This is a genomic window from Roseobacter cerasinus (assembly GCF_009811755.1).
In the GTDB taxonomy this organism is placed as follows: domain Bacteria; phylum Pseudomonadota; class Alphaproteobacteria; order Rhodobacterales; family Rhodobacteraceae; genus Roseobacter; species Roseobacter cerasinus.
Map to the genome: position 1 here is coordinate 387403 of NZ_BLIV01000004.1, position 23111 is coordinate 410513.

21 protein-coding genes are annotated in these 23111 nt (G+C 61.2%); 13 read left to right on the forward strand and 8 right to left on the reverse strand.

Annotated elements, in window-relative coordinates:
- The first annotated feature begins 22 nt into the window (after window positions 1-22).
- The gene (locus So717_RS12835; RefSeq protein ID WP_159977862.1) at window positions 23-559 is read left to right on the forward strand and encodes a peroxiredoxin-like family protein; all 537 of its coding nucleotides are present in this window, start codon (window positions 23-25) and stop codon (window positions 557-559) included.
- A 141-nt stretch (window positions 560-700) separates the two neighbouring features.
- Here the strand turns inward: So717_RS12835 and So717_RS12840 are convergent, their stop codons facing one another.
- Window positions 701-1573, reverse strand: coding sequence for a MurR/RpiR family transcriptional regulator (locus So717_RS12840; protein WP_159977864.1), 873 nt, complete (start codon window positions 1571-1573; stop codon window positions 701-703).
- Window positions 1574-1715: 142 nt separating this feature from the next.
- Here So717_RS12840 and So717_RS12845 point away from each other — a divergent pair, with 142 nt between their 5' ends.
- From So717_RS12845 to So717_RS12875, 7 genes are read left to right on the forward strand one after another with little or no spacing between them, the layout of a single operon-like run.
- A complete protein-coding gene (locus So717_RS12845) occupies window positions 1716-2459 on the forward strand; it encodes an N-formylglutamate amidohydrolase (RefSeq protein ID WP_159977866.1) in 744 nt (247 codons plus the stop codon).
- Window positions 2456-3034 carry a TRAP transporter small permease subunit gene (locus So717_RS12850; RefSeq protein WP_159977868.1) on the forward strand — a complete coding sequence of 193 codons (579 nt, stop codon included), beginning with the start codon at window positions 2456-2458 and terminating at the stop codon, window positions 3032-3034. Before So717_RS12845 ends, So717_RS12850 begins: the two co-directional genes overlap by 4 nt.
- Complete coding sequence (locus So717_RS12855; protein ID WP_159977870.1) at window positions 3024-4346, forward strand: TRAP transporter large permease; 1323 nt, start codon at window positions 3024-3026, stop codon at window positions 4344-4346. Before So717_RS12850 ends, So717_RS12855 begins: the two co-directional genes overlap by 11 nt.
- Before the next feature lie 47 nt (window positions 4347-4393).
- Entirely contained in the window at window positions 4394-5428 is a 1035-nt protein-coding gene (locus So717_RS12860) for a TRAP transporter substrate-binding protein (RefSeq protein WP_159977872.1), read from the forward strand.
- Between the two features lie 54 nt (window positions 5429-5482).
- Window positions 5483-6847, forward strand: coding sequence for a glutamine synthetase family protein (locus tag So717_RS12865; RefSeq protein WP_159977874.1), 1365 nt, complete (start codon window positions 5483-5485; stop codon window positions 6845-6847).
- Window positions 6848-6850: 3 nt separating this feature from the next.
- Window positions 6851-8224, forward strand: coding sequence for an aldehyde dehydrogenase family protein (locus So717_RS12870; RefSeq protein ID WP_159977876.1), 1374 nt, complete (start codon window positions 6851-6853; stop codon window positions 8222-8224).
- A gap of 4 nt (window positions 8225-8228) precedes the next feature.
- Window positions 8229-9374, forward strand: a complete 1146-nt coding sequence (locus So717_RS12875; protein ID WP_159977878.1) for an iron-containing alcohol dehydrogenase — start codon at window positions 8229-8231, stop codon at window positions 9372-9374.
- A 3-nt stretch (window positions 9375-9377) separates the two neighbouring features.
- Here So717_RS12875 and So717_RS12880 read toward each other — a convergent pair whose 3' ends face one another.
- On the reverse strand, window positions 9378-10124 hold the full coding sequence (locus So717_RS12880; protein WP_159977880.1) for a sulfite exporter TauE/SafE family protein: 747 nt from the start codon (window positions 10122-10124) through the stop codon (window positions 9378-9380).
- Window positions 10125-10701: 577 nt separating this feature from the next.
- Here So717_RS12880 and So717_RS12885 point away from each other — a divergent pair.
- The 3 genes from So717_RS12885 (at window position 10702) to So717_RS12895 (ending at window position 14188) form a co-directional block, all read left to right on the forward strand.
- Window positions 10702-12087, forward strand: a complete 1386-nt coding sequence (locus So717_RS12885) for a cytochrome ubiquinol oxidase subunit I (RefSeq protein ID WP_159977989.1) — start codon at window positions 10702-10704, stop codon at window positions 12085-12087.
- Window positions 12088-12090: 3 nt separating this feature from the next.
- Window positions 12091-13101: a cytochrome d ubiquinol oxidase subunit II gene (locus So717_RS12890; protein ID WP_159977882.1), complete on the forward strand. Its 1011-nt coding sequence runs from the start codon at window positions 12091-12093 to the stop codon at window positions 13099-13101.
- A 70-nt stretch (window positions 13102-13171) separates the two neighbouring features.
- Window positions 13172-14188, forward strand: coding sequence for an aldose epimerase family protein (locus tag So717_RS12895; RefSeq protein WP_159977884.1), 1017 nt, complete (start codon window positions 13172-13174; stop codon window positions 14186-14188).
- Here the strand turns inward: So717_RS12895 and gph are convergent.
- From gph to So717_RS12910, 3 genes are all read right to left on the reverse strand, one after another.
- Window positions 14172-14849 carry a phosphoglycolate phosphatase gene (gene gph / locus So717_RS12900; RefSeq protein ID WP_159977886.1) on the reverse strand — a complete coding sequence of 226 codons (678 nt, stop codon included), beginning with the start codon at window positions 14847-14849 and terminating at the stop codon, window positions 14172-14174. The two genes, So717_RS12895 and gph, sit on opposite strands and share 17 nt — an antisense overlap.
- Complete coding sequence (locus So717_RS12905; protein WP_159977888.1) at window positions 14849-16444, reverse strand: gamma-glutamyltransferase family protein; 1596 nt, start codon at window positions 16442-16444, stop codon at window positions 14849-14851. The genes gph and So717_RS12905 overlap by 1 nt, the downstream gene beginning before the upstream one ends.
- A gap of 121 nt (window positions 16445-16565) precedes the next feature.
- Window positions 16566-17642 carry a DUF2793 domain-containing protein gene (locus tag So717_RS12910; protein ID WP_159977890.1) on the reverse strand — a complete coding sequence of 359 codons (1077 nt, stop codon included), beginning with the start codon at window positions 17640-17642 and terminating at the stop codon, window positions 16566-16568.
- A gap of 231 nt (window positions 17643-17873) precedes the next feature.
- On the opposite strand from So717_RS12910, the gene So717_RS12915 reads away from it, so the two are divergent.
- Window positions 17874-18386 carry a FecR domain-containing protein gene (locus So717_RS12915; protein WP_159977891.1) on the forward strand — a complete coding sequence of 171 codons (513 nt, stop codon included), beginning with the start codon at window positions 17874-17876 and terminating at the stop codon, window positions 18384-18386.
- The gene (locus So717_RS12920; protein ID WP_159977892.1) at window positions 18383-20185 is read left to right on the forward strand and encodes a CHASE2 domain-containing protein; all 1803 of its coding nucleotides are present in this window, start codon (window positions 18383-18385) and stop codon (window positions 20183-20185) included. The genes So717_RS12915 and So717_RS12920 overlap by 4 nt, the downstream gene beginning before the upstream one ends.
- A 10-nt stretch (window positions 20186-20195) precedes the next feature.
- On the opposite strand, the gene So717_RS12925 is transcribed toward So717_RS12920, so the two are convergent.
- The 3 genes from So717_RS12925 to So717_RS12935 are packed head-to-tail and all read right to left on the reverse strand — an operon-like array spanning window position 20196 to window position 22993.
- Window positions 20196-20975, reverse strand: coding sequence for an IclR family transcriptional regulator (locus So717_RS12925; RefSeq protein WP_159977893.1), 780 nt, complete (start codon window positions 20973-20975; stop codon window positions 20196-20198).
- 9 nt (window positions 20976-20984) lie between these two features.
- The gene (locus So717_RS12930; RefSeq protein ID WP_159977894.1) at window positions 20985-22343 is read right to left on the reverse strand and encodes a TRAP transporter large permease; all 1359 of its coding nucleotides are present in this window, start codon (window positions 22341-22343) and stop codon (window positions 20985-20987) included.
- Window positions 22343-22993, reverse strand: coding sequence for a TRAP transporter small permease (locus So717_RS12935; RefSeq protein ID WP_438810658.1), 651 nt, complete (start codon window positions 22991-22993; stop codon window positions 22343-22345). The genes So717_RS12930 and So717_RS12935 overlap by 1 nt, the downstream gene beginning before the upstream one ends.
- Window positions 22994-23111 lie beyond the last annotated feature (118 nt).

Sequence of the window (23111 nt, forward strand, 5' to 3'; positions counted from 1 at the left end):
TTGCCACTGAAGGAGACCTGTCATGCTGATGCCCCGCCAGAAAACCCCGGATCTGATCCTGCCACTGCTTGGAGGCGGGACGTTCGATCTGTCGAAGGATGGATCCGAGCGCGGCACGGTTGTCTGTTTTTATCGAGGTCTACACTGCCCGCTGTGTGCGACCTATCTGGCAGAATTAGAGACGCAGACCCCAAAATTTGTCGAGCGCGGCGTCAAGACCGTTGCGATCAGCACCGACGGGGAAGAGCGGACACAAGCCATGGCCGAGAAGATTTCGGCAAAAGAGTTGCGTTTTGGGTATGACCTGTCGCTGAGTACCGCAAAAGAGTGGGGTCTCTATATCTCGACGTCGCGTGGCAAATCCTCAATCGGGCTCGAAGAGCCGGCGCTGTTTTCCGAGCCGGGCCTGTTTATGGTGACGCCACAACAGACGCTCTATTACGGGTCTGTGCAGACGATGCCCTTTGTGCGCCCGCATTTCTCGGAGCTTGTCGGGGCGCTCGATTTTGCAATTACCAACGAGTACCCGGCGCGTGGCGAATACGAGGGCGCTGTTTAAACGCGCGGCTGCGCCGCATGACATGTCCCGGGCCGCTCCTTTCAGGAGCCGCCCGGTGTTGGCACCTGGATCTAGGTCTTAGCGTGAGGCGGTGACCTTCTCCTGTTGCGGGTAGGTTTGATAACCAGCGCTTGGTCGGGCTCAGGTGAATTTGCGGAACAGTTTGGTCTGGTCGAACATGTCCTCCAGCGTTTGCATGCGGTCGCGGGTGTCGGGCCAGGAGAGGTCTTGCACCGCTGCGATCAGCGTCTCCACCAGCAGCAGGGTCGTGGCGGCGGAGTCCCAGGCGGAGGGCACCACGATCCGGCTGGAGAAACAGATATCTGCCAGGCTGTGAATGGGTGAGCGCCACTGGTCGGTAAAGAGGATGATGCGGGCGCCCCGGCTGCGCGCCATTTCGGCCAGTTTCAAGGTGTTGCTTTCGTAGCGGCGCACATCGAAGATCACGAAGGTATCTCCCTCTTTCACGTCGAGCAAGTAGTGCGGCCAGGCGTTGGAGGTGGACTGGATGTGGATCACATCACCGCGGATCATTTGCATGTGCAGGAAGAGGTACTCGGCCATTGTGTGGGTGATGCGGCCCCCAACGATGTGCAATCTTGAGGTTGTGTCGGCCAGTTGGGTGCAGGCGGTATCGAAATCGCCAGTGTCGATCTGGCCGAGCGATTGGCGGATGTTGCCGATCACAGCTTCGGTGAAGCGGTTGAGCATATGCTCTTCGGGCGCACCTTCGGCCCAGGTGTCGTGTTTGGCGATCGGGCCGGACAGCTGCGCCTTGAGTTCTTCCCGCAGATCGGCCTGAAAATCAGGGTACCCTTTGAACCCGAGCTTTTGCACCATCCGCGCGACTGTTGGGGTCGAAACATCTGCATCCTGCGCCAGCGCGGCGATGGGGCCGAGACCAGAGGCGGGGTAATTCTCCAGGATAGTATCTGCGAGTTGCCGTTCTGCCCGGGTCAGTTTGTCCAACTGAGCCTGGATGCGGTCTGCGATGGTTAATGTGGCCTCATCCACGTCAGGCGCCTTCTTTTTGATGGATTTTATTACAGCTAAGTTTTATCTGAATGTGTGGTTACATTATTTTGTTGACAGAATCCTGATCCGGCAAGCACTTTGTTTGTGACCGGGGGGCGAAATGTCAGGTTACGGATCGGAAATGACGACAGGGGATGTGGTGCGGGTGTTGCACCCAGCTGGGGCATCCGGCGTCGTTTTGGTTTGTGAGCACGCCAGTTATCATATGCCGTCTGCGTTGCAAGCGCTTGGGCTTCCGGAAGACATGCGACGCGGCCATGCTGCCTGGGACCCCGGCGCGCTGGGGGTGGCGGAGGGGCTGTCAGAGCGGCTCGACGCGCCTTTGGTGGCAAGCACGGTCTCTCGTTTGATTTATGACTGTAATCGCCCGCCAGAGGCCCCATCGGCGATTTTGGAGCGCAGCGAGGGGCGCGAGATACCTGGAAACATCGGGTTGGACTATCGCACCCGTGCGGACCGGGTGGCGCGGTACTATCTGCCGTTCGAGGCGCGTGTGCGCGCCGCGATGGATGCGGTGCAGGCGCAGGTTCTTGTCACTGTGCATAGCTTTACCCCGGTGTTCATGGGCAAGCGGCGTGCAGTGGAGGTCGGGGTTTTGCATGACAAGGACACGCGTCTGGCCGATGCCATGTTGGCGCGTGCGGCTCGGCACACACCTCTGCGTGTGCAGCGGAATGCGCCTTACGGTCCGCACGATGGGGTGATGCATACGTTGCGGATGCATGGCCTCACGCGCGGAATCCCAAATGTCATGATCGAGGTCCGCAACGATCTGATCGCGACCTCGGAGGCACAGGCCGAGATGGCGCAGATGCTGGCCGGCTGGATCCGCGAGAGCATTGGTGCCTTGGAGGTGGCGGCATGAGGCGGATAGCCTCTGTCTACGTGCGCTGGGTCGATGCGGTGAATTACCGGATCGGGCGGGTGATGATGTATGGCATGTTCGTGATGATGGGCATCCTGCTTTGGTCCTCGATCTCGAAGACGTTCTTTCTGCCGACGCTCTGGACGCTGGAAATGGCGCAGTTCGCCATGGTCGCTTATTACATCACCGGCGGGCCTTACGCGATGCAGCTGGGGGCCAATGTGCGGATGGATCTGTTCTATCATGACTGGTCGGTGCGCAAGAAAGCGTGGTTCGACGCGTTTACGGTGCTTTTGCTGATCTTTTATTTGGGCGTCCTGCTCTACGGCGCTTTGGGGTCGACGGCCTATTCGCTGGGCTATTGGGGGCAGGAGCCGCTGAGCTTTTTCGCTGGGCTTCTGGTGGGCGCGGAGGAAGTCGGGCGGCTGGAGCGCTCCAGCACCGCCTGGCGGCCTTACATCTGGCCGATCAAGGCGGTGATGATCGCGGGCTTTTTCTTGATGCTGTTGCAGGCGATTTCCGAGCTGATCAAAGACATTGCGACGATCGGGGAGGTCGATCTCAATGTCGTATGAGCTGATCGCCATCCTGATGTTTGCCTCGATGATGCTGATGCTGATGACCGGGCAACGGGTCTTTGGCGCGATAGGAGGTGTGGCCGCACTTGCGGCGATCCTGCTCTGGGATCCGGGCGGGTCGAACATCCCCTTCTCGGCGGCGATGAAGCTGATGAAATGGTACCCTTTGTTGACGTTGCCGATGTTCATTTTCATGGGCTACGTGTTGTCGGAATCAAAGATCGCCGATGACCTTTATCGCATGTTCCACGTCTGGATGGGGCCGGTTTCGGGTGGCTTGGCGATTGGGACCATTGGGTTGATGGTGCTGGTCTCGGCCATGAATGGCTTGAGCGTGGCGGGCATGGCCATCGGTGCGACCATCGCGCTGCCGGAGCTTTTGCGGCGCGGCTATGACAAGCGGATGGTCACGGGAGTGATACAGGCGGGGTCCAGTTTGGGCATTCTTGTGCCGCCCTCGGTCGTTCTGGTGCTTTACGCAATGATCGCACGACAGCCGGTCGGGCAGCTGTGGCTGGCGGGTATCCTGCCGGGGCTGATGATGGCGGCGGCCTTCATTCTCTATATCTATCTGCGGTGTAAGGCGAACCCGGCGCTTGGCCCCGTGCTGCCCGCCGCAGAGCGCACGGTGCCGCTGGCCGAAAAGCTGCGCTTGCTGCGTGCAGGGCTGCTCCCCATCGTGATTTTTGCCGCGATGATGGTGCCATTCGTAAACGGCTGGACCTCACTTGTCGAAAGCTCCGCCATCGGCGCGCTGACGGCGTTCATGGCGGCAGTTTTGAAAGGCCGGATGAACCGCGAGGTCTTTGAAGTCTCGGTGCGGCAGACGCTCGCGATCTCCTGCATGTTCATGTGGATAATTCTCGCAGCTCTCGGGTTTGGTGCGGTTTTTGACGGATTGGGTGCGGTTAAAGCCATCGATCAGCTCTTTACGGAACAGCTGGGCCTGAACCCCTGGATGATCCTGATCCTGATGCAGCTGTCGTTTCTGCTGATGGGCACCTTCCTTGATGACACTGCGATGCTGGTCATCGTCGCGCCGCTTTACGTCCCGCTGGTGGCTGCGCTTGGGTTCGATCTGATCTGGTACGGCGTGCTCTACACAATCACCACGCAGATCGCCTATATGACGCCGCCCTTCGGCTATAACCTCTTTCTGATGCGCGCGATGGCACCGCCAGAGATCACGCTCAAGGACATTTACGGCTCGATCCTGCCCTTCGTGATCGTGATGATCGGCTGTCTGGCCCTGATCATGACCTTCCCGCAGATCGCCCTGTGGCTGCCAGACTATGTTTACGGAAAATAACCAAGACCCCGCAGACGGGGCGTTCAACGCAACAAGGAGTTACGACCATGACAACAAGACGTAAGTTTATCACCAGTGCCGCCGTGGGCGCGGCTGCGGCCCCGCTGGCCGCCCCGGCGCTGGCGCAAGGCACGATCAAATGGCGGATGCAGACCTATGCGGGCCCCGCGCTCGCCGAGCATGTGATCAAACCCGCCATCGACAGCTTCAACAAGATTGCGGGCGACCGCATGCAGATCGAGCTGTTTTTTGCCGACCAATTGGTGCCCACAGGTGAGCTCTTCCGCGCGATGCAGAACGGCACCATCGACGCGGTGCAGTCCGACGACGACTCCATGGCGTCACCCACAGAAGTCACTGTCTTCGGCGGTTACTTCCCCTTCGCCTCGCGCTACTCGCTCGACGTGCCAGTGCTTTTCAACCAGTACGGCCTGAACGAGATCTGGGATCAGGAATACTCCGCCGTTGGTGTGAAACACATCAGCGCAGGCGCCTGGGACCCGTGCCATTTCGCCACCAAAGACCCGATCAACAGCCTCGAAGACCTCAAAGGCAAGCGCGTCTTCACCTTCCCAACAGCGGGTCGCTTCCTGACGCAATTCGGCGTGGTGCCGGTGACCCTGCCGTGGGAAGATATCGAAGTGGCTGTGCAGACGGGCGAGCTCGACGGCATCGCCTGGTCTGGCATCACCGAAGACTACACCGTCGGCTGGGCGGATGTGACCAACTACTTCCTGACCAACAACATCTCCGGCGCCTGGGCGGGCTCGTTCTTTGCAAATATGGAAAGCTACAACGCGCTGCCCGATGACCTGAAAGAGCTGCTGAAAGTCTGCATGGACCAGTCGCACTACTATCGCCAGTGGTGGTACTGGGGCGGAGAGGCCAACCTGCGCGTGAACGGCACGAAGATGGAACTGACCTCGATCCCCGATGCAGAATGGCAGCAGGTCGAGGACGCAGCGCTCAAGTTCTGGGACGAGATCGCAGCAGAGTCCGAGACCAAGGCGAAGGTCGTCGAGATCTTCAAGCAGTACAACGCCGATATGGTCAAGGCCGGACGGCCCTACCGCTACGGTTAAGCACAGAGGGGGCGGTGTGTGCCGCCCCCGACCCTTTTGCAAACGGAAATCCCCATGGCTGGCACATTGAGCTTTGAGCAGTTGAAATCGCAGGTCACGGAGGGCGGGGTCGACACGGTTCTGGTCTGCTTTGTGGACATGCAGGGCCGGCTGATGGGCAAACGCTTTCACGCGGCGAATTTCGTTGAGCATTCCCATGCTGAGACCCATTGCTGCAACTATCTGCTGGCCACCGATCTGGAGATGGCCACACCCGATGGCTATGCCAGCACCTCGTGGCGGGCGGGCTATGGCGACTATGTGATGCGGCCGGATCTGAGCACGATCCGACCCATACCCTGGCTGGAGGGCACGGCGATGGTGCTCTGCGATATCCTCGACCACCACACGCACGCGCCGGTGCCGCATGACCCGCGCGCGGTGCTGAAACGTCAGGTGGCGCGGCTGGCCGAGATGGGCTTTGACGCGATGATGGCGACGGAGCTGGAGTTCTTCCTCTTCGAGAAGAGCTATGATGAGATCCGCAAATCGGGCTTCCGCGATCTGGCGCCGATCAGCGGGTACAATGAGGACTACCACATCCTGCAGACCACCAAGGAAGAAGGGATCATGCGCCCGCTGCGCAACCACCTCTACGCCGCTGGCATCCCTGTCGAGAACACCAAGGGGGAGGCCGAGACCGGGCAGGAGGAATTGAACATCCGCTATGCCGCAGCACTCGACTGCGCCGATCATCACACCATCGCCAAACACGCGGTAAAGGAGGTCGCCTGGCAGCAGGGCCATGCCGCGAGCTTCCTACCGAAATGGGCAGCGGACAAGGTGGGCAGTTCCTCCCATGTGCACCAATCGCTCTGGCAGGGCGCCGCGCCAGCGTTTTACGACGCAGCTGATGCCCTGGGCATGTCGCAGCTGATGAAACACTACATGGCCGGGCTGATCGCCTATGCGCCCGACTATACGTTTTTTCTGGCGCCTTACGTGAACAGCTACAAACGCTTCGCCAAGGGCACCTTTGCGCCGACCAAAACCGTCTGGTCCGTGGACAACCGCACGGCGGGCTTCCGGCTCTGCGGTTATGGCACGAAGGGCGTGCGCGTGGAATGCCGGATCGGCGGGTCTGACCTCAACCCCTATCTCGCGCAAGCCGCCATGCTGGCCGCGGGCATCAAGGGCATCGAGGACAAGCTGGAGCTGGCCCCGCCCACCAAGGGCGACGTCTATGAAGATGCCAAGGCTGCCGACATCCCGCAGACTCTGCGCGCGGCGACGGAGACCTTGCGCGGCTCCTCCATGCTGCGCGCGGCGATGGGGGACGACGTGATCGACCACTACACCCGCTGCGCCGAATGGGAGCAGGAAGAATTTGACCGTGTCGTAACCGATTGGGAAATCGCGCGCGGCTTTGAAAGGGCCTGAGCCATGACCATCACCTGTATCTCGCCCATCGACGGGTCGGTCTATGCAACACGTGCTGTTCTGACCGAATTTGAGGCTGCAGAGGCGGTTGCCAAAGGCCAGGCGGCACAGGCAGCCTGGGCCGCGCGCCCTTTGCAAGAGCGGATCGACCTTGTGCTGAAAGGCGTCGCCAACGTGGGCGCGATGAACGATGAGATCGTGCCAGAACTCGCTTGGCAGATGGGTCGCCCGGTCCGCTACGGCGGTGAGTTCGGCGGCTTTGACGAACGCGCGCGGCATATGGCACGCATTGCAGAGGACGCGCTGGCCCCTCTCATAGTCGAGGACAGCGATGCGTTTCAGCGCAAGATCAAGCGGGTGCCGCATGGGCTGGTGCTGGTCGTGGCTCCTTGGAACTATCCCTATATGACGGCCATCAACACTGTGGCCCCGGCGCTGATCGCGGGCAATGCGGTGATGCTGAAACACGCCAGCCAGACGCCGCTGGTGGGCGAACGCATGGCACAGGCGTTCCACGCGGCGGGCGTGCCAGAGGACGTGTTTCAGAACGTGTTTCTGGACCACAAGACCACCTCGGCCTTGATCGCTGATCGCGCCTTTGGCTTTGTGAATTTCACCGGCTCGGTCGGTGGCGGGCGTGCCATGGAGGCGGCGGCCTCGGGCACCTTCACCGGGTTGGGTCTGGAACTGGGTGGGAAAGACCCCGGCTATGTCATGGAGGATGCCGATGTCGAGGCGGCGGCAGACACGCTGATCGACGGGGCCATGTTCAACTCCGGCCAGTGCTGCTGCGGGATCGAGCGGATCTACGTGGCGGAACCGCTGTTCCAGTCCTTTGTGGATAAGGCTGTCTCAATCGTCGAATCCTACAAGCTGGGCAATCCGCTCAACGCGGACACAACCCTCGGCCCGATGGCACAGGTCCGCTTTGCCGATGAGGTGCGCGCGCAGACGGCAGAGGCTTTAGAGGCGGGCGCCAAGGCGCTGATCAACAAGTCGCTTTTCCCGCAAGATGGCGGTGCATATCTGATGCCGCAGGTCTTGGTGGATGTGGACCACTCCATGCGCGTGATGCGGGACGAGAGCTTTGGCCCGGTTGTGGGTATCATGCCCGTCAAAGATGACGCCGAAGCGATCCGGCTGATGAATGACAGCGCCTATGGGCTGACCGCCTCGCTTTGGACACCCAACACCGCGCGGGCCGAAGCCATTGGCGACGCCATCGAGACGGGCACCGTGTTTATGAACCGCGCCGACTATCTTGATCCGGCCTTGTGCTGGACCGGATGCAAGGATACCGGACGGGGTGGGGGGCTGTCGGTGATTGGCTATCACAATCTGACGCGCCCGAAATCGTACCATCTGAAGAAGGCCTGAGCCGATGACATTGACTGCCAATTGGTCCTACCCCACCGCCATCCGCTTTGGCGCGGGCCGTATCTCGGAGATCGCGGAGGCCTGCGCCGCCGCTGGGATCACCAAGCCGCTGTTGGTGACCGACAAGGGGCTGGCCGATCTGCCGATCACGCAGAACACGCTGGAGTTGCTGACGGCTGCGGGTCTGGGCCGCGCGATGTTCTCGGATGTGGATCCGAACCCGACCGAGAAGAACGCAGAAGAGGGTGTCCGGATGTACCGCGACGGCGGGCATGATGGTGTGGTGGCCTTCGGCGGGGGCTCGGGGCTTGATCTCGGCAAGGTCATCGCCTTCATGGCCGGGCAAACGCGGCCTCTTTGGGATTTCGAGGATATCGGCGACTGGTGGACACGCGCAGACGCGGATGCCATTGCGCCCATCGTCGCGGTGCCGACCACGGCTGGAACTGGCTCGGAAGTGGGGCGTGCCAGCGTGATCACCAACTCCGAAACCCATGAGAAGAAGATCATCTTCCACCCCAAGATCCTGCCGTCCGTAGTGATCTGCGACCCGGAACTGACCGTGGGCATGCCGCCCGCGATCACCGCAGGCACCGGCATGGACGCCTTTGCCCATTGTCTGGAGGCCTATTGCTCACCGCATTATCACCCGATGTCGCAGGGTATCGCGCTAGAGGGTATGAAGCTGGTTAAAGACAACCTTCTAACTGCCTATGAAGATGGAATAAATCTGGAAGCGCGGGCGCATATGATGTCAGCGGCGGCTATGGGGGCCACCGCTTTCCAGAAAGGCCTCGGCGCCATTCACGCACTCTCGCATCCCATCGGGGCGGTGCATCACACGCATCACGGCACCACAAACGCGGTTGTGATGCAGCAGGTGCTGATGTTCAACCGGCCAAAAGTGCGCAAACATCTCGCGCGCGCGGCGAACTATCTCAGCATTGCGGGAGGCTTCGATGGCTTTCATGCCTTTGTGGGGGAATTGAACGCAAAGTTGAATATTCCAAAGAATCTGACAGAGCTTGGTGTAAAAGATCCCCAGATTGATCAGCTTGTAGCATCTGCTTTGCAGGACCCGAGTGTCGGTGGGAATCCGGTGAAGATGACTGTGAAGAACACCACCGAGCTTTTGGAAACCTGCTTCTGAGGTTCAGCCGTACCAGATCGCCCGGCGCAGCAGGTTCAACCCCATCAGCACGAAGACGATGAGAATTGCAGTGCGAAACCCCTCGCCGGTGAGGCGATTTCGGAAGATCTCGCCCAAACTGAACCCGATCAGGGTCGGGATCAGCATGGCCGCGGAAAGACCGGCCAGTGGCCCGGTCAGGAAGCCCAACTGGATGTAGGCGAGACAGAGCGGCAGGCTGCCCACAAAAATCAGAAAGCCGCTGGCGCGCACGAACTCGTCCTTGTCGACCTGCTTGGTTGCCAGATACATCGCCAATGGCGCGCCCCAGCCTGCAGTCATACCGCCAACAACGCCAGCAAAGAGGGCAAAGCCGACCTGCGCACCTTTATCATACCGCGCGGCGAGCGGTGGCACGAGGCCGCGCCAGGAGACAGCGACAAAGAGCAGGATCACCAGCCCAAGGAAGGCCAGCAGCGCCCGGTCGCCAGTGTTCTGCGTCGCAAAAGCGGTGACAGCGACCCCGGCAAGCAGCACGCCCGCGAAGAGCGCATAGCGGCGCGCGGCGCGTTTCAACTGACCGGCGCGCAGCAGTTGCCAGGCGTTGGAGCCGATCATGGGAAACAGGACCAATGCGATGGCTGTCCGCGGGTCAAGAAACAGGGTCATGAGCGCAATGGCTGCGGTCGGCATGCCGATCCCGGCCAGCCCTTTGACAGCACCAGCAAAGGAAAACGCGGCGCAAGCGACAATGAGGGTTGTGTGGTCCAAAAAAACGGGTCCTGCCGGTACGCCAATCGCGCGAAAGGTCATGCGAAACCTTGCGCGTGTCAATTGCCAGGCCGGCTGGTGGACCAAACTAGAGCCGCCTCAAGAGGGCAAACCTACGTTGAGCCGGCCTGCCCAAGAGGCTGCTGCACTCTGCCGCAGGGGCGGTAAATCCACCTGCTTAGGGGCGGGCAACGACGCCTGGAGTCCGTTCAAGACATGCGGTCATCCAGCCAATGCGGAGGTTGGACATGTAGGCGTGTTCGCCAAGTTGGGTGCAGCAGTGGAGGTGGATAATGATATGATAAGTATAGGAAATAATGCGTTTGGGTATAACTTGAGAAAGCGTCATTGAGTTTTCGTCGTGCTCCCCAGACCAGCGCTTGATGACTCTGCGGGACGAAACAACCGTATACCGAGAACCGCGCATGATCGGGTGTTCAGCTGAAACACAACCTCCTCGCGGGGACTGGGGGCCTGCGCGTTTCGTCGCATGGCCCCTGACGATCAGATATTTGGAAATTATCTGATCGTTAGCAAAGCACGGGTGGGGTTGCAGACGCAAAGTGAGGGTGAACCATTGGACACGCTGATCCTCTCGCGCATCCAGTTTGGCGCGAATATTTCTTTTCATATTCTTTTCCCGACGATCACGATCGCTCTGGGTTGGGCACTTTTGTTCTTCAGGCTGCGGTTCAACGCGACCGGAGAGCGGAAGTGGATGGATGTCTATGTGTTCTGGGTGAAGATCTTTGCACTGTCCTTCGCGATGGGCGTGGTCTCGGGCATCACCATGTCATTCCAGTTTGGAACCAACTGGCCCGGGTTCATGGAGACCGTGGGCAATGTGGCTGGGCCGCTCTTGGCCTATGAAGTCATGACAGCCTTCTTCCTTGAGGCGGTTTTCCTTGGGATCATGCTGTTCGGCGCCTCGCGGGTGAAGCCCTGGGTGCACACGCTTGCCACTTTCCTCGTGGCCTTCGGCACGACCATGTCGGCCTTCTGGATCCTCGTGCTGAATTCCTGGATGCACACCCCGCAGGGGTATGAACTGCGCGACGGCATCGTGCATGCCACCGACTGGTTTGCCATCATCTTCAACCCGTCAATGCCGTACCGGCTGGTGCATATGCTGCTCGCATCGGGCCTGACCGTTGCTTTCCTGGTCGCTGGCATTTCCGCGTTGCGGTTGCTGTGGGGGGATCGGGCTGAGAGTGTGAAAACCACGCTGCGCTTTGGCATCATCACCGGCGCCGCGCTGATCCCGCTGCAAATCCTGGCGGGTGACTTCCACGGGCTGAACACGCTGGAGCATCAACCGGCGAAGGTGGCTGCGATGGAGGGCAATTGGGAGACCGGGCCGAACATTCCACTGCTGCTCTTTGCGGTGCCGGACGGAGACGCGCGGCAGAACAATTTCGAGATCGGTGTGCCAAGCGGTGCATCGATCATCCTCAAGCACAAGCCGTCTGGCGTTGTGCCCGGTCTGAACGATTTTGTGGCCGAGGATGGGACAGCGCTGCACCCGCCGGTGGCGCCCGTCTTCTACAGTTTCCGTATCATGGTGGGCACGGGCATGGCGATGCTGGTTCTGTCGTGGGGCGGGCTCTACCTGCTGCGCCGCTATGGGGCGGGCGACATGCCGACGGTGCCGCTGGTGGGCTTTGCCGCGATGAGTTTCAGCGGGTGGATTGCCACGCTGGCCGGGTGGTACACCACCGAGATCGGGCGGCAGCCCTGGCTTGTGCAAGGAGTGCTCAGCACCAAGGACGCGGTCAGCGATGTGCCCGCTGGTATGGTGATGGGCACGCTGATCGGCTATCTTGCGATCTACGCGGCGCTGACCATCGCTTATATTTCGGTGATTACCTACCTGGCGCGCAAGGCGTCGCGAGGCGAGCCGCTCTCCACCCGCCGTTATCCGCGCAGTGGCGAGGCCGAAGTCGCCGTGATCCCGGGGGAATAGCAGATGGAAACCTTTGGCGATCCGGCAGTTTGGCTGCCATGGACCTTCGCGGCCCTCATGGGGCTTTCGATCCTCATCTATGTGATTCTGGACGGTTTTGACCTGGGCGTCGGGCTGTTGATGCCCCTGGCCGATGATGCGGAGAAAGACCTGCTGGTGGCCTCCATCGGCCCGTTCTGGGATGCAAATGAAACCTGGCTGGTGCTGGCTATCGGCCTGCTGCTCGTCGCGTTTCCACCCGCTCATGGGATCATCCTGACTGCGCTCTACTTCCCGGTCTTCGTGATGTTGGTGGGCCTGATCCTGCGCGGCGTCTCGTTTGAATTCCGCGCAAAGGCGCCCATCGCTCAGAAGCCACGGTGGAACCTCGCCTTCTTTCTGGGGTCGCTGCTGGCCGCGATGAGCCAAGGTTTCATGCTCGGCATGTACGTCATGGGCCTCACTTGGACGGTTAGCCACGTGGCCTTCGCGCTGCTGACGGCGGTCTTCCTGACGGTCGGCTACAGCTTCATCGGCGCGGCGTGGTTGATTGCAAAGACGGGCGGCGACCTGCAAGCCCGGGCTGTGGGCTGGGCGCGCGGGGGCATCTGGGGGCTGATCTTTGGCATTGGCGGGATCTCTCTGGCCACGCCGTTCGTCAGCCCCCGTATCTTCGACAAATGGTTCAGCCTTCCGGAGTTCTTCTATCTCTCGCCAATGCCGCTCTTGTCGCTGGCGCTGGTCGGCTATCTCTGGTGGCAGATCCGCCATCTGCCGCGCCCCGACGACCGCCGCGCCTGGGGGCCGTTTGCCGCCGCCATGGCACTTTTTACGCTGGCCTTTGGGGGGATGGCATATTCCTTCTACCCCTATGTCGTGCCGGAGCAGATCACGATCTACGACGCTGCTGCAGCACCCGAAAGCCTGTCTATCATTCTGATCGGCACGCTCTTCGTGCTGCCCGCGATCCTTGGCTACACAGCGCTGTCTTACTACATCTTCCGTGGCAAGGCGACTGAGCTGCGCTACGACTGAATTCGCTTTCGCTCACCAGGGTTGCGGCCTAGCATCACCCCGGCGAGCGAAACAGGCGGATCAGGCGGACGTGCAGAAAGAGACATTCGGGGCGCTGCAAGGGGAGCCGGTCGAGGCGGTGCGCTTGCGTGGGGGAGGACTTGAAGCGCGGCTGATCACCTATGGCGCGCGGCTGACGGAGCTCTGGGTGCCTGATGCTAAAGGTGATTTAGCGGATGTGGTTCTCGGGTACGGCAATCTCGACGGCTACGTGCAGAGCGGCGCTTTTGCTGGTGCAACCTGCGGTCAATACGCCAACCGGGTGGCGGGTGGCCGTTGCATGATCGCGGGAAAGCCACTTCAACTGGACCGCAACGAAGGCGGCAACCATCTGCACGGTGGCACCGCCGGGTTTGACCGCAAGCTGTGGCACATCGCGGCGCTAGAGGAGCACAGTGTCACATTTGTGGCCTCCACAGGAGACGGTGAAATGGGCTTTCCGGGCCACTCCAACCTGTGTGTTCGCTACAGCTTGACCGGCACGGGGATGCTGGAGATCGAGATGACGGCTGATACTGATGCGCCGACACTGATCAATATGGCGCATCATTCCTATTTCAATCTCTCGGGGCAGGGCGGCGATGATGTGCTGGATCATCAGCTTCAGATTGCCGCTCCGTTTTACACGCCCGTCGACGGTGAGAACCTGGCGACGGGCGAGATCGTTGCGGTGGCTGAGACCCCTTTTGACTTTCAGGAGCTGAAACCCATAGGGCGAGATATCGGCACCTTGGGTGGCGGCTATGACCACAACTGGTGTTTGACCGGGGCGACGCCAGCGGCCTGCCTCTTTGATCCCATATCAGGTCGCCGGATGACGCTCGACACCAATCAACTTGGCTTGCAGGTCTATACCGGCGGCGGGTTTGACGGGACCGAACGCGGGAAAGCGGGGCAGCCCTTGGGCCGCTTCGCTGGTGTGGCGCTGGAGACGCAGGTGTTTCCCTGTTCGCCAAACTTCGCTCATTTCCCGAACTGTATTCTGCAGCCCGGCGAGATCTATCGCCACGACATGCGTCTGACCTTCACCGCTAATCTGCCGGTATGAGGTCGGAAAAAAGCTGTGGGTCGGCCCAGTTGTTGAACCGCCGCGCGCAGGTCTCCCCGGACAGATCCCTGCTAAGATAGCCTTCGGTGTAGAGCCAGAAATCGACGCCAGCGGCGCGCGCTGTCTCGAAATCAATGGCGCTGTCTCCCACATAGATGGTCTGCTCTGGTGTCGCAGACAGCCGGGCCATCGTGGCGTGCAGCGGTGCCGGATCGGGTTTGCGGGGCTGATCGGGTGTCGCCCCGATGATCACATCGAAGAAGGGCGACAACCCCATCTCGTCACAGATATGGCGGGCGGGTCCCTCGGGCTTGTTGGTGCAGATGCCGAGCGACAGCTCCGCGCTGCGTAACCATTCAAGCTGGGGCAGCACGCCGTCATATAGTGCGGTCAGTGCCACGCCATTGACGGCATAGGCATCGAGAAAGCGCGCGAGCGTTGTGCGATGCAGATCGGCCGTTGAGCCTCCGGTTGCGGCGAGACCGCGCTGCACCAGCTTTTCTACACCATTGCCCACAAATGAGATCGTTGTCGCCAGATCGACGGGCCCACGCCCCAGTGGCTCCAGCGCGGCGTTGAGTGCGGCTTGCAGATCGGGGGCGCTGTGGATCAGCGTGCCGTCGAGATCAAAGATCACGCATGTTTTGCGGGGTGGGGTCATCAGTATCCCACCGCCGCGCCATCCTTGCGGGGGTCTGACCCCGCAACATAGCCCCGCCCAAGCAGGCGGTGGATCAGCTGCGCACCGCCAAAGCCAAAGGCGTTTTCCGGTGCTTCAAGCGACAGCTGGTGGCCCATCGCCCGCAACGCGTCCAGCGTTGCGGCGGGCAATGTGTCTTCGCAGGCGACGCCCAGCCCGTCGGTGACGCGCCAGCGTGGTGCATCGGCGGCCATCTGTGGATCTTGCCCGAAGAGCTGTGTGCGCAACACCATCTGAACATGCCCTTGGGCCTGCATGGGGCCACCCATCACGCCAAAGCTCATCCTTGGGCCGTTGGCAGCCATCAGAAACCCCGGGATGATGGTATGAAATGGGCGTTTGCCGGGAGCGACATAATTCTGATGTTTGGGGTCAAGGCTGAACCCGGCGCCTCGGTTCTGCAGGGCGATGCCGGTGCCGGGCACAACGACACCCGAACCAAAACCGGCATAGTTGGACTGGATGAAAGAGACCATCATGCCGGACGCATCCGCTGCGCTCAGATAGACCGTGCCGCCGTGTTTGGGTGCGCCGGACTGGAAGTTGGTTGCGCGCGCGGGGTCGATCAGCCGGGCGCGGTCGGCCAGATAGCCGTCGTCCAGCAGATCCTCCACGGTCACGTCCGTCATGTGATCGAGATCGGCGACATAGCTTTCCGCATCGCGTAGCGCCAGTTTCATCGCCTCGATTTGCAGGTGAAGGGCGCTCGGGTCGTCTGCATCCATGTCCCGAATGTTGGTATGGGCTAGAATACCCAACCCCATCAGCGCCGCGATGCCCTGACCGTTGGGCGGTATCTCGTGCAGGGTGACATCGTCAAAGGCCTTGCTGATCGTTCCGCACCAGTCCGCGGCATGGGCGGCCATGTCGGCTTCGGTCAGGGCTGCTCCATGTGTCTTTGCGAAGGCTGCGATTTCAGCGGCAAGCTCTCCGGTGTAGAAGGCCGCGCCGCGCGTCTCGGCGATCAGGCGCAGGGTCCGCGCATGGCCGGGGCTGCGAAAGTACTCCCCTGCGGCGGGCGCACGCCCACCCGGCAGAAACGTTTCGGCAAAGCCAGGCTGGTTGCGCAACTGATCCGCCGCACGCCGCCAGAGCGTGGCGATCACTGGAGTGACGGGAAAGCCCTCTTCGGCATAGCGGATTGCGGGCTCAAAAAGGCTCGCAAAATCGAGCTTGCCAAAGCGCTCTGACAGCGCGACCCAGGAGGAAACTGCGCCGGGCACGGTCACGCTTTCCCATCCATGGAAGGGCATCTTGTCGAGGCCCGCAAAGCGCTCTGGGGTCCATGCTGTCGGGGCGCGGCCAGAGGCATTCAAACCGTGCAACTCCTGCCCGTCCCAGAGGATCGCAAAAGCATCTGAGCCCAGGCCATTGCCCGTGGGCTCAACCACCGTCAACGTGATTGCGGCGGCAAGAGCTGCGTCGACCGCATTGCCTCCGCGCGATAGCATGCTGAGGCCCGCCTGTGCAGCCAGAGGGTGCGAAGTGGTCACGATATTGTCCGCCGCCACGGCAGAGCGGCGGGACGGGTAGGGATGCTGGGCGCGCAGCTGCATGGTGCAAAGCTCTCCGGGTGGCAAAGGCGGGCACCGCGTGTCTGCGCAGGCCCGCCGGATCAGCTGCGATCTGATCGCCCCCGGCGCAAATGGTCAAGCGGTCGATGACCTCAAAATGAGATCAGCCGACTTTGAAGCCCCAGAAACTTGTCCGACCCGCCATGAAATACCCGTCGACGCCCCGCAGCCGCCCTTGCAGCTCGACCGTGTCGCCCGCCGACAGCAGCGCCATGGTCTGGGTCTGCAGGTTGGTTCGTTCAGAGACATGTGGCCCTGTCACCTCGGCCAGTGACCCGGCCAGCACATCTGTGCCATTCAACAGCAAGCGGGCACCCAATTGCGCCTGATCGGAGGTGTTTTCCTTGAACGTCAGCGCAGCACCAAAGAGGTAGCTGCCCGCCACCGGGGCGACAAACTGGTTGCTGCCGGCGTCCAGCACACCCTGATCGTTGAACTCGGCCGCGTTGATGGCGATTGTCGTCCAGACGTTCGGCGCTGTGTAATTGTCGAAATTCGTGACGCCCTTGAAGCGCGGCAGGTTCGGCTGCGCGACCACACCGGTGGCCGCATCGACCACAAGCCCATCGCGGAAATCCGTGCCATTGGCGGAGGTGGCCAGGCGCAGGTTGTCACTGCCAAAGAGACCAAAGAGCGCCCTTGTGCCGAAATCCTGCTGGAAGACAAAGCCCGCGTCCCCGCCGCTCGTTTCCTTGTTCACGGTGGAGATCATGTTGCCGTCGCCACCGTCTGCGGCATAGAGCGCTGTCCAGAGAGCCCCGTTCAGCTTAGCCGAGAACGGTGCCGAGGGCAGGGAACTCATACCGATCCCGAAGGCTGCGATATCCTGCAGGTCGTCGCTGTCCAGATCCATCCAATCGGAGCCGTCATGCACCACCAAGGCATCCCGTCCGGTGACATAGGCGCGCCAGCCGGGCTTAGGGGTAAAATACTGCCACAGGCCGTTCTCGAACATCGTCAGCTGCCCGCCATGTCCGGCCCAAGCGCCGGTCGGAGCGTCGCCCACGATGTGCCGATCCCCCTCGGTCGGGGTGGCGGGCGGTACGGTCTGGTCATCCGTCAGCACGGCGAGCTGCGTCAACACGTCCAGGATGCGCAGCGCCTCATTATGCGTGACATGCTTTTGCGCCTGACTGGGCTGGATGAACGGCAAAGACAGGCAGTTTGATGTATCGGCCATCGGAATTCCCATGCGAAGAAAGTTGCGTTGGCAAACCTGGGCGAAAGCCGTTGCATCGGACTTAAGGGACCGCGCGCTGTCTTTGCGGGGCAGTGATCTGCTGCGCATCGTGGCTTTAGCCCGGCGGCGTTTGATGGTATTTGCATCGCATGTTGCGGGAATAAAGCGCATGGTTGTCCCGTAATGAGAGCAGTGCCATGGCTAAAGTCTGCTGCGAGGGTGTCATCTGATATGCGTCTGTTTCCAAAAATCATTCTGGCCTTGATCGTTCTGGCTCCCGCGGTCTCTGCGCAGTCACAGCGGCCCGCAAATTGCGAGATTGCGACGGTGCAGGATCCGGAGCGTCAGGTGCTGTCCTGCGCGTTTGGTGTGACAATCGAACTCGATGCGGCGGCGCAGATGGGGTTTCTTGGGGTCACAGATGGCGGCGCACCGGATGTGATTGAGCTGGACAGCGGCGCGGTGCTGCTGGAGGTTGCACCCGGAGAGGCGCGCCCGCAAATCAGAACCCCCCACGCGATCGCGGCGGTCCGCGGCACCATCTATGTCGTTGAGGTCGAAGGTGATAAAACGTCGGTCTTTGTGATCGAGGGTGAAGTCGCTGTTACGCAACGGGATGCAAACGGTGCTGATGTGATCCTGCGGGCGGGTGACGGGGTGGATGTGCGCGATGGCGCCGCACTTGAGGCCCGACCCTGGCCTGCGGAGCGGGCCGCAGGGTTGCTGGCGCGCTTCGGCAGATGAGCACAGCCTACCGGGCGCTGCTGCCCGGGACGTTCGTTCTCCTGTTGGCGGGTATTTGGGCCGTCACCATGTCTTTGCCACATGTGTCGGCACGTGCAAGCTGGCTGGATGGGCTGGAATCCACCCTGCTGGATGTGCGGTTTCGGGTGTCTGGTCCGGTGGTGCCGATGCCAGAGGTTGCCATTGTCGTGGTCGACGATGCCACGCTTGGCAAGGTGGATCTGGCCGCGAAGCCGGGCCGCGTTCTGATTGCCGAGACCGTTGATGCCATTGCCGCTGCACAGCCAAAGGTGATTGGGCTCGATATCATCTTTGCTGATCCGGGCGCGCCTGAGGCTGATGCGCGGCTGGCGGCATCCTTAGCCCGCGCGCCGACGGTGATCGCCGCCGGTGCGCGTTTTGCCGAAGAGGGATCCGCCTCCGACGTGCCGCGTCCAAACGCCGTGCTGCGCCCCCAACCCAGGCTTGCCACAGCTTCGGATGTCGCTTTGGTCAACCTGTCGACCGATGTCAGAGGTGTGCCGCGCCATGTCCCGTTGGTCTTTGCGACCGAGCGCGGGGTCGAGCCGTCCTTTGCGCTGACCATCGCGTCCCGGTTCCAGAGCGAAGAGCCGCAGATCGCCGCGCATCAGCTTGATCTCGGGCCTATCTCGGTGCCGCTGGATGTTGGTCTGACCATGCCCATCCGCCTCGTCGGCGCGGAAGGGCAGGTGCCAACCTACTCAGCGGCGGATGTGCTGCGTGGGCAGGTCAATGACGCACTGCGGGGCCGCGCCGTGATCCTGGGTTACACGGCCACGGGGTTCGGCGACCGCTTCCCAACGCCTTTTGACGACACTGTACCGGGGGTCGAAATCCTTGCGGGTGTGGTGTCACAGATGCTCGGCGGCGCAACACTTCGACGTGACGCGGAGACCCGCAGGCTGGACGCGGCGGCGGGCTTTGGCCTTGCGCTGGTGTCGAGCCTGCTGGTGCTCGCTCTGCCGTTGTCGCGGGGGGTGCCAATCGCTCTTTGCCTGATCTTCGGGTGGGGCGCTGTGGTCTTCGGGGCCTTCGGTCAGGGCGTTTGGCTCAGCGCGGCCCTGCCTTTGATGGCAAGCGCTGTGCCGGTCGTCTGTGCTGCAATTCTGCGGTACTATACCGAACGATGCAGAGCTGCGCGGGGTGCTGAGGCTCTGGCCGCTTTCAAGCAGTTTCAATCCCCCGCCCTGGCTGAGTTGATCGCAGATGATCCGTCCTTTCTGCAGACACCAACGCCTCGGTCGCTTGTCATCTTCTTTGTTGATCTGAGCAGTTTTACGGGCCTCTCGGAACGTTTGGGGCCAGCCCGCACACAAGACCTGTTGAAGGGGTTTCACCAGATCACCGCCAGCGCGGTGGAGGATGAGGATGGCGTTGTCCTGAACTACATGGGGGATGGGGTGCTGGCTGTCTTCGGGATGGTCGGGGCAGGTGAGGCCAGCGCCGATCGGGCCTTGCGCACCTCCTTTGCGCTGCTGGAGGGTGTGGCTGCTTTGAGCGGGCCCGACTATGACGTCGGGTGTCGGATCGGGCTGCACTATGGCGCGGTGATCCTGTCGCGTCAGGGTGGAGATCGGCATCAGCAGGTCTCGGTCGCGGGGGACAGCGTCAACCTGGCCAGCCGCTTGCTGGAGATCGCCAAGGCAGAAGGTGCTGCGATTGCCGCAACAGAGGATTTTGTGGGTAGGACCACCACTGCGCCGCCGCCTGCAACCGTGAAATCCGTGCCGGTGCGAGGGCGCGATGGGGGCGCACAGGTGCATTTCTGGATAGGCTGACGTGCCAGTCCTAGCTGTTGATCAGCGCGCTGAGTTCGTCTGCCGCCCCGCGCAGGGTGTCGATGTGGCGGCTTAGGGAGGCAAGGTCATGGCGCTGCAGCGGCGTATGCACGGACAGGGTCGAGACCAGCCGCTTTCGGTCATCCAGGATTGGCACCGCAATGGCGACCATGTCTTCCATGAACTCCTGATTGTCGGTGGAATACCCGCGCTTGCGGGTGGCCTCGATCTCGGCCTTAAGCGCGGCCTTGTCGGTGATCGTGTGCGGCGCGTGGCTCTCGAAGGTCGCCGCCGAGAGATACCTGTCGAAATAGGCACTTCTGAGCGAGGACAGATACATCTTGCCGCTTGCCGTGCAATAAAACGGCACTTGGGTGCCAACCGGCAGTTGGATGCGCAGCGGCCAATGGGTTTCGACCCGGTCCAGATAGGTCATCCCGTCGCGGTCTGGCGTGGCGATGTTGCAGGTTTCACCGATCTTCTCAGCCACGCTGCGCAGGATGGTCAGCCGGACGGTGCGTATGCGCTGCGCGGATGCGGTATGCATCGAGAGTTGTCGCAAACGAGGGCCGGGCCCGTAGGACCGGCCGTCGATATCTCTTTGCAGAAAGCCTTCCGCTTCTGCGGTGTTGAACAGCCGGTGCAGCGTGGGTTTGGGAAGGTTCAGCGTGTCCTTCAGCGCTGTTGGCGTGACGGGCACACCTGCCTTTGCCACTTCCTCAAGCAGGACCAGCAACCGCAAGTTGGTTGGGATCTGGCCCTGCTGTTGGTCTGCTAAATCGTCCGGCATGCTCTCTCGTTATCTGTTTGGCAACAGCATCAGTGCCAGATCCGGGACGAGGGCCACGAGGAACCAGACTGCCAGGAGCGACACAAGATACATTGTGGAGTACCGCAGAAGCCGGAAATAGGGAACACCCGTCACCCCGGAGGCCACATAAAGGTTAAGACCGTAGGGTGGTGTGATGAAACCGATGGAGGCCCCGACGAGGAAGATCACCGAGAAGTGGATCGGATCGACACCCACTGATCCCGCGATGGGTGCGAGGATTGGGGCGAGGATGATCGTCACCGGCAGTGATTCCAAAACCATGCCCGAGACAAACACGATCAGCATCGCTGTGGCCAGAACGGCGTAGTAGCCGCCCATGGAGATCACGAAATCTCCGATCACCTGCTGCGCACCCAGAAGCGAGAGGATCTGCTGCATCACGACCGAAATCGCGATCAGCGGCGCCAGAATGCCGGTGATCTGTGCAGACCGAACCACGATGCCCGGGATCTGCGGGATGGTGAACCCTTCCACCAGCAGCATCTCGGCGTAGCTTTTCTCTTCCCAGGTGCGGCCTTCCTTAATGCGGAAGAGATGGCTCAGCGCCCAGCTGACCAACCCTGCAATCACACAGAAGCCCACGGTCACGCCCGCCGCTTCGGTGGGGGAAAACTTACCGGTGTAGATGCCCCAGAGCACCAAACCGATGGCGAAGAAGCCGAGCCAGGCGCCGAATGCGGTTTTCAGCACGCGGTTCAGTTGCAGCGGAATGATGTAGCCCCAGCCGTTGGCGCGGCAGATCACCCAGCAGGCGAACTGCATGCCAAAGACCATCAGCGCGCCGGGGATGATGCCCGCAACGAAGAGGTCCGAGATGGGCAGGTTCATCAGGAAGCCGTAGACAATGAAGATGATCGACGGCGGGATGATGATACCGACGGTGCCGCCCGCAGCCGCTGTGGCGGCTGAGAAGCGCTCGTCATAGCCACCCTTGACCATTTCGGGGTGCAGCATCGAGCCGATGGTGGCCGTGGTGGCCGAGTTAGAGCCTGAGATCGCCGCAAAAAGGCCGCAGGCACCGAGCGATGCCATCGCCAGACCACCACGGAGCCAGCCGAGGCAGGCGTAGGCATAGTCAGACAATCGTCGTGCGATGCCGGATTTGTTGATCAAATCCCCGGTCAGGATGAAGAGCGGCATCGCCAGCAGGGCAAAGCCCTTGTTGAAGACGTTCATGAGCTCTGCGCCCATGTTGTCAAGCGTGAGGCCCAGCACAAAGGAGCAGCCGATCACCCAATAGGCGATGACCAACAGCACCGGCACGCCCAGCATGAAGAGGCCCGTGACCCCCAGTGAAATCAGTGTGATGAGTGTACCGTCGGCCATTATGCATCCCCCCCGATAACGGCTTGTTCGATCAGAGGCTCGCCCGACCGGTATCTGCGCATGTCTTCTGCGATGTTCTGGAACGCCCGCCCGGCCATCAGCACGGCAGCGATGGGCGCGGTGATCAGGAACCACCATTGCATGGTGTTGTCTGTGCCCAGAACGATCTGGAAGTTGGCCGCCGAGTTCGCTGTCAGACGGCATGTCGTTACAAAGAGGATCAGCGCAAAGCCGAACCAGAGGAGGAAATCGAGCCACAGACAGGCGATCTGCCCCCCCCTTGGCATTTTGGTGCGAAATTCTGAGAAGCTTAGGTGCGTCCGCAATCGGATGTTATAGGAGGCGCCAAACCAGGCCATGACCATGAAGAGGAATGGCGGAATGGTGGTCGACCACGGCTGCTGGTTGTTGAAGACAAAACGGTCCACAACACCCCAGAAAATGATGAAGGCGATGGCGAGGTAGGAATAGACCATCACCGTCCGCTCAAGGTGGCGTTCGATGAATGGCACGTGGCGGTAGATCATGGAAACAAGGTAGCCGCCGATGATAAGCGCGATGACACCGAGATACCATTTGGCGTCCGAGCGTAGGGCATTGGTGATCTCGAAGCTGTCTTGCGAAGCAAGCGCCGACAAGATCGTCCCCATATCCGATAAAATAGACAAACCTTGTTCCTCCCAAAAAGGTTTGGTCCGCGCTCAACGTTTTGCTGAAAAAGCCCGGGCACGCCCTAGGCGGCGATGGCCGGCTTCATGCGGACAAAAT

Excerpts from the sequence above, each read along its gene's own strand:
- So717_RS12835 (WP_159977862.1), top strand. The coding sequence starts at position 23 with ATGCTGATGCCCCGCCAGAAAACCCCGGATCTGATCCTGCCACTGCTT.
- So717_RS12845 (WP_159977866.1), top strand. The coding sequence starts at position 1,716 with ATGACGACAGGGGATGTGGTGCGGGTGTTGCACCCAGCTGGGGCATCC.
- So717_RS12850 (WP_159977868.1), top strand. The coding sequence starts at position 2,456 with ATGAGGCGGATAGCCTCTGTCTACGTGCGCTGGGTCGATGCGGTGAAT.
- So717_RS12855 (WP_159977870.1), top strand. The coding sequence starts at position 3,024 with ATGTCGTATGAGCTGATCGCCATCCTGATGTTTGCCTCGATGATGCTG.
- So717_RS12860 (WP_159977872.1), top strand. The coding sequence starts at position 4,394 with ATGACAACAAGACGTAAGTTTATCACCAGTGCCGCCGTGGGCGCGGCT.
- So717_RS12865 (WP_159977874.1), top strand. The coding sequence starts at position 5,483 with ATGGCTGGCACATTGAGCTTTGAGCAGTTGAAATCGCAGGTCACGGAG.
- So717_RS12870 (WP_159977876.1), top strand. The coding sequence starts at position 6,851 with ATGACCATCACCTGTATCTCGCCCATCGACGGGTCGGTCTATGCAACA.
- So717_RS12875 (WP_159977878.1), top strand. The coding sequence starts at position 8,229 with ATGACATTGACTGCCAATTGGTCCTACCCCACCGCCATCCGCTTTGGC.
- So717_RS12890 (WP_159977882.1), top strand. The coding sequence starts at position 12,091 with ATGGAAACCTTTGGCGATCCGGCAGTTTGGCTGCCATGGACCTTCGCG.
- gph (WP_159977886.1), bottom strand. The coding sequence starts at position 14,849 with ATGACCCCACCCCGCAAAACATGCGTGATCTTTGATCTCGACGGCACG.
- So717_RS12905 (WP_159977888.1), bottom strand. The coding sequence starts at position 16,444 with ATGCAGCTGCGCGCCCAGCATCCCTACCCGTCCCGCCGCTCTGCCGTG.
- So717_RS12910 (WP_159977890.1), bottom strand. The coding sequence starts at position 17,642 with ATGGCCGATACATCAAACTGCCTGTCTTTGCCGTTCATCCAGCCCAGT.
- So717_RS12915 (WP_159977891.1), top strand. The coding sequence starts at position 17,874 with ATGCGTCTGTTTCCAAAAATCATTCTGGCCTTGATCGTTCTGGCTCCC.
- So717_RS12920 (WP_159977892.1), top strand. The coding sequence starts at position 18,383 with ATGAGCACAGCCTACCGGGCGCTGCTGCCCGGGACGTTCGTTCTCCTG.
- So717_RS12925 (WP_159977893.1), bottom strand. The coding sequence starts at position 20,975 with ATGCCGGACGATTTAGCAGACCAACAGCAGGGCCAGATCCCAACCAAC.
- So717_RS12930 (WP_159977894.1), bottom strand. The coding sequence starts at position 22,343 with ATGGCCGACGGTACACTCATCACACTGATTTCACTGGGGGTCACGGGC.
- So717_RS12935 (WP_438810658.1), bottom strand. The coding sequence starts at position 22,993 with ATGGGGACGATCTTGTCGGCGCTTGCTTCGCAAGACAGCTTCGAGATC.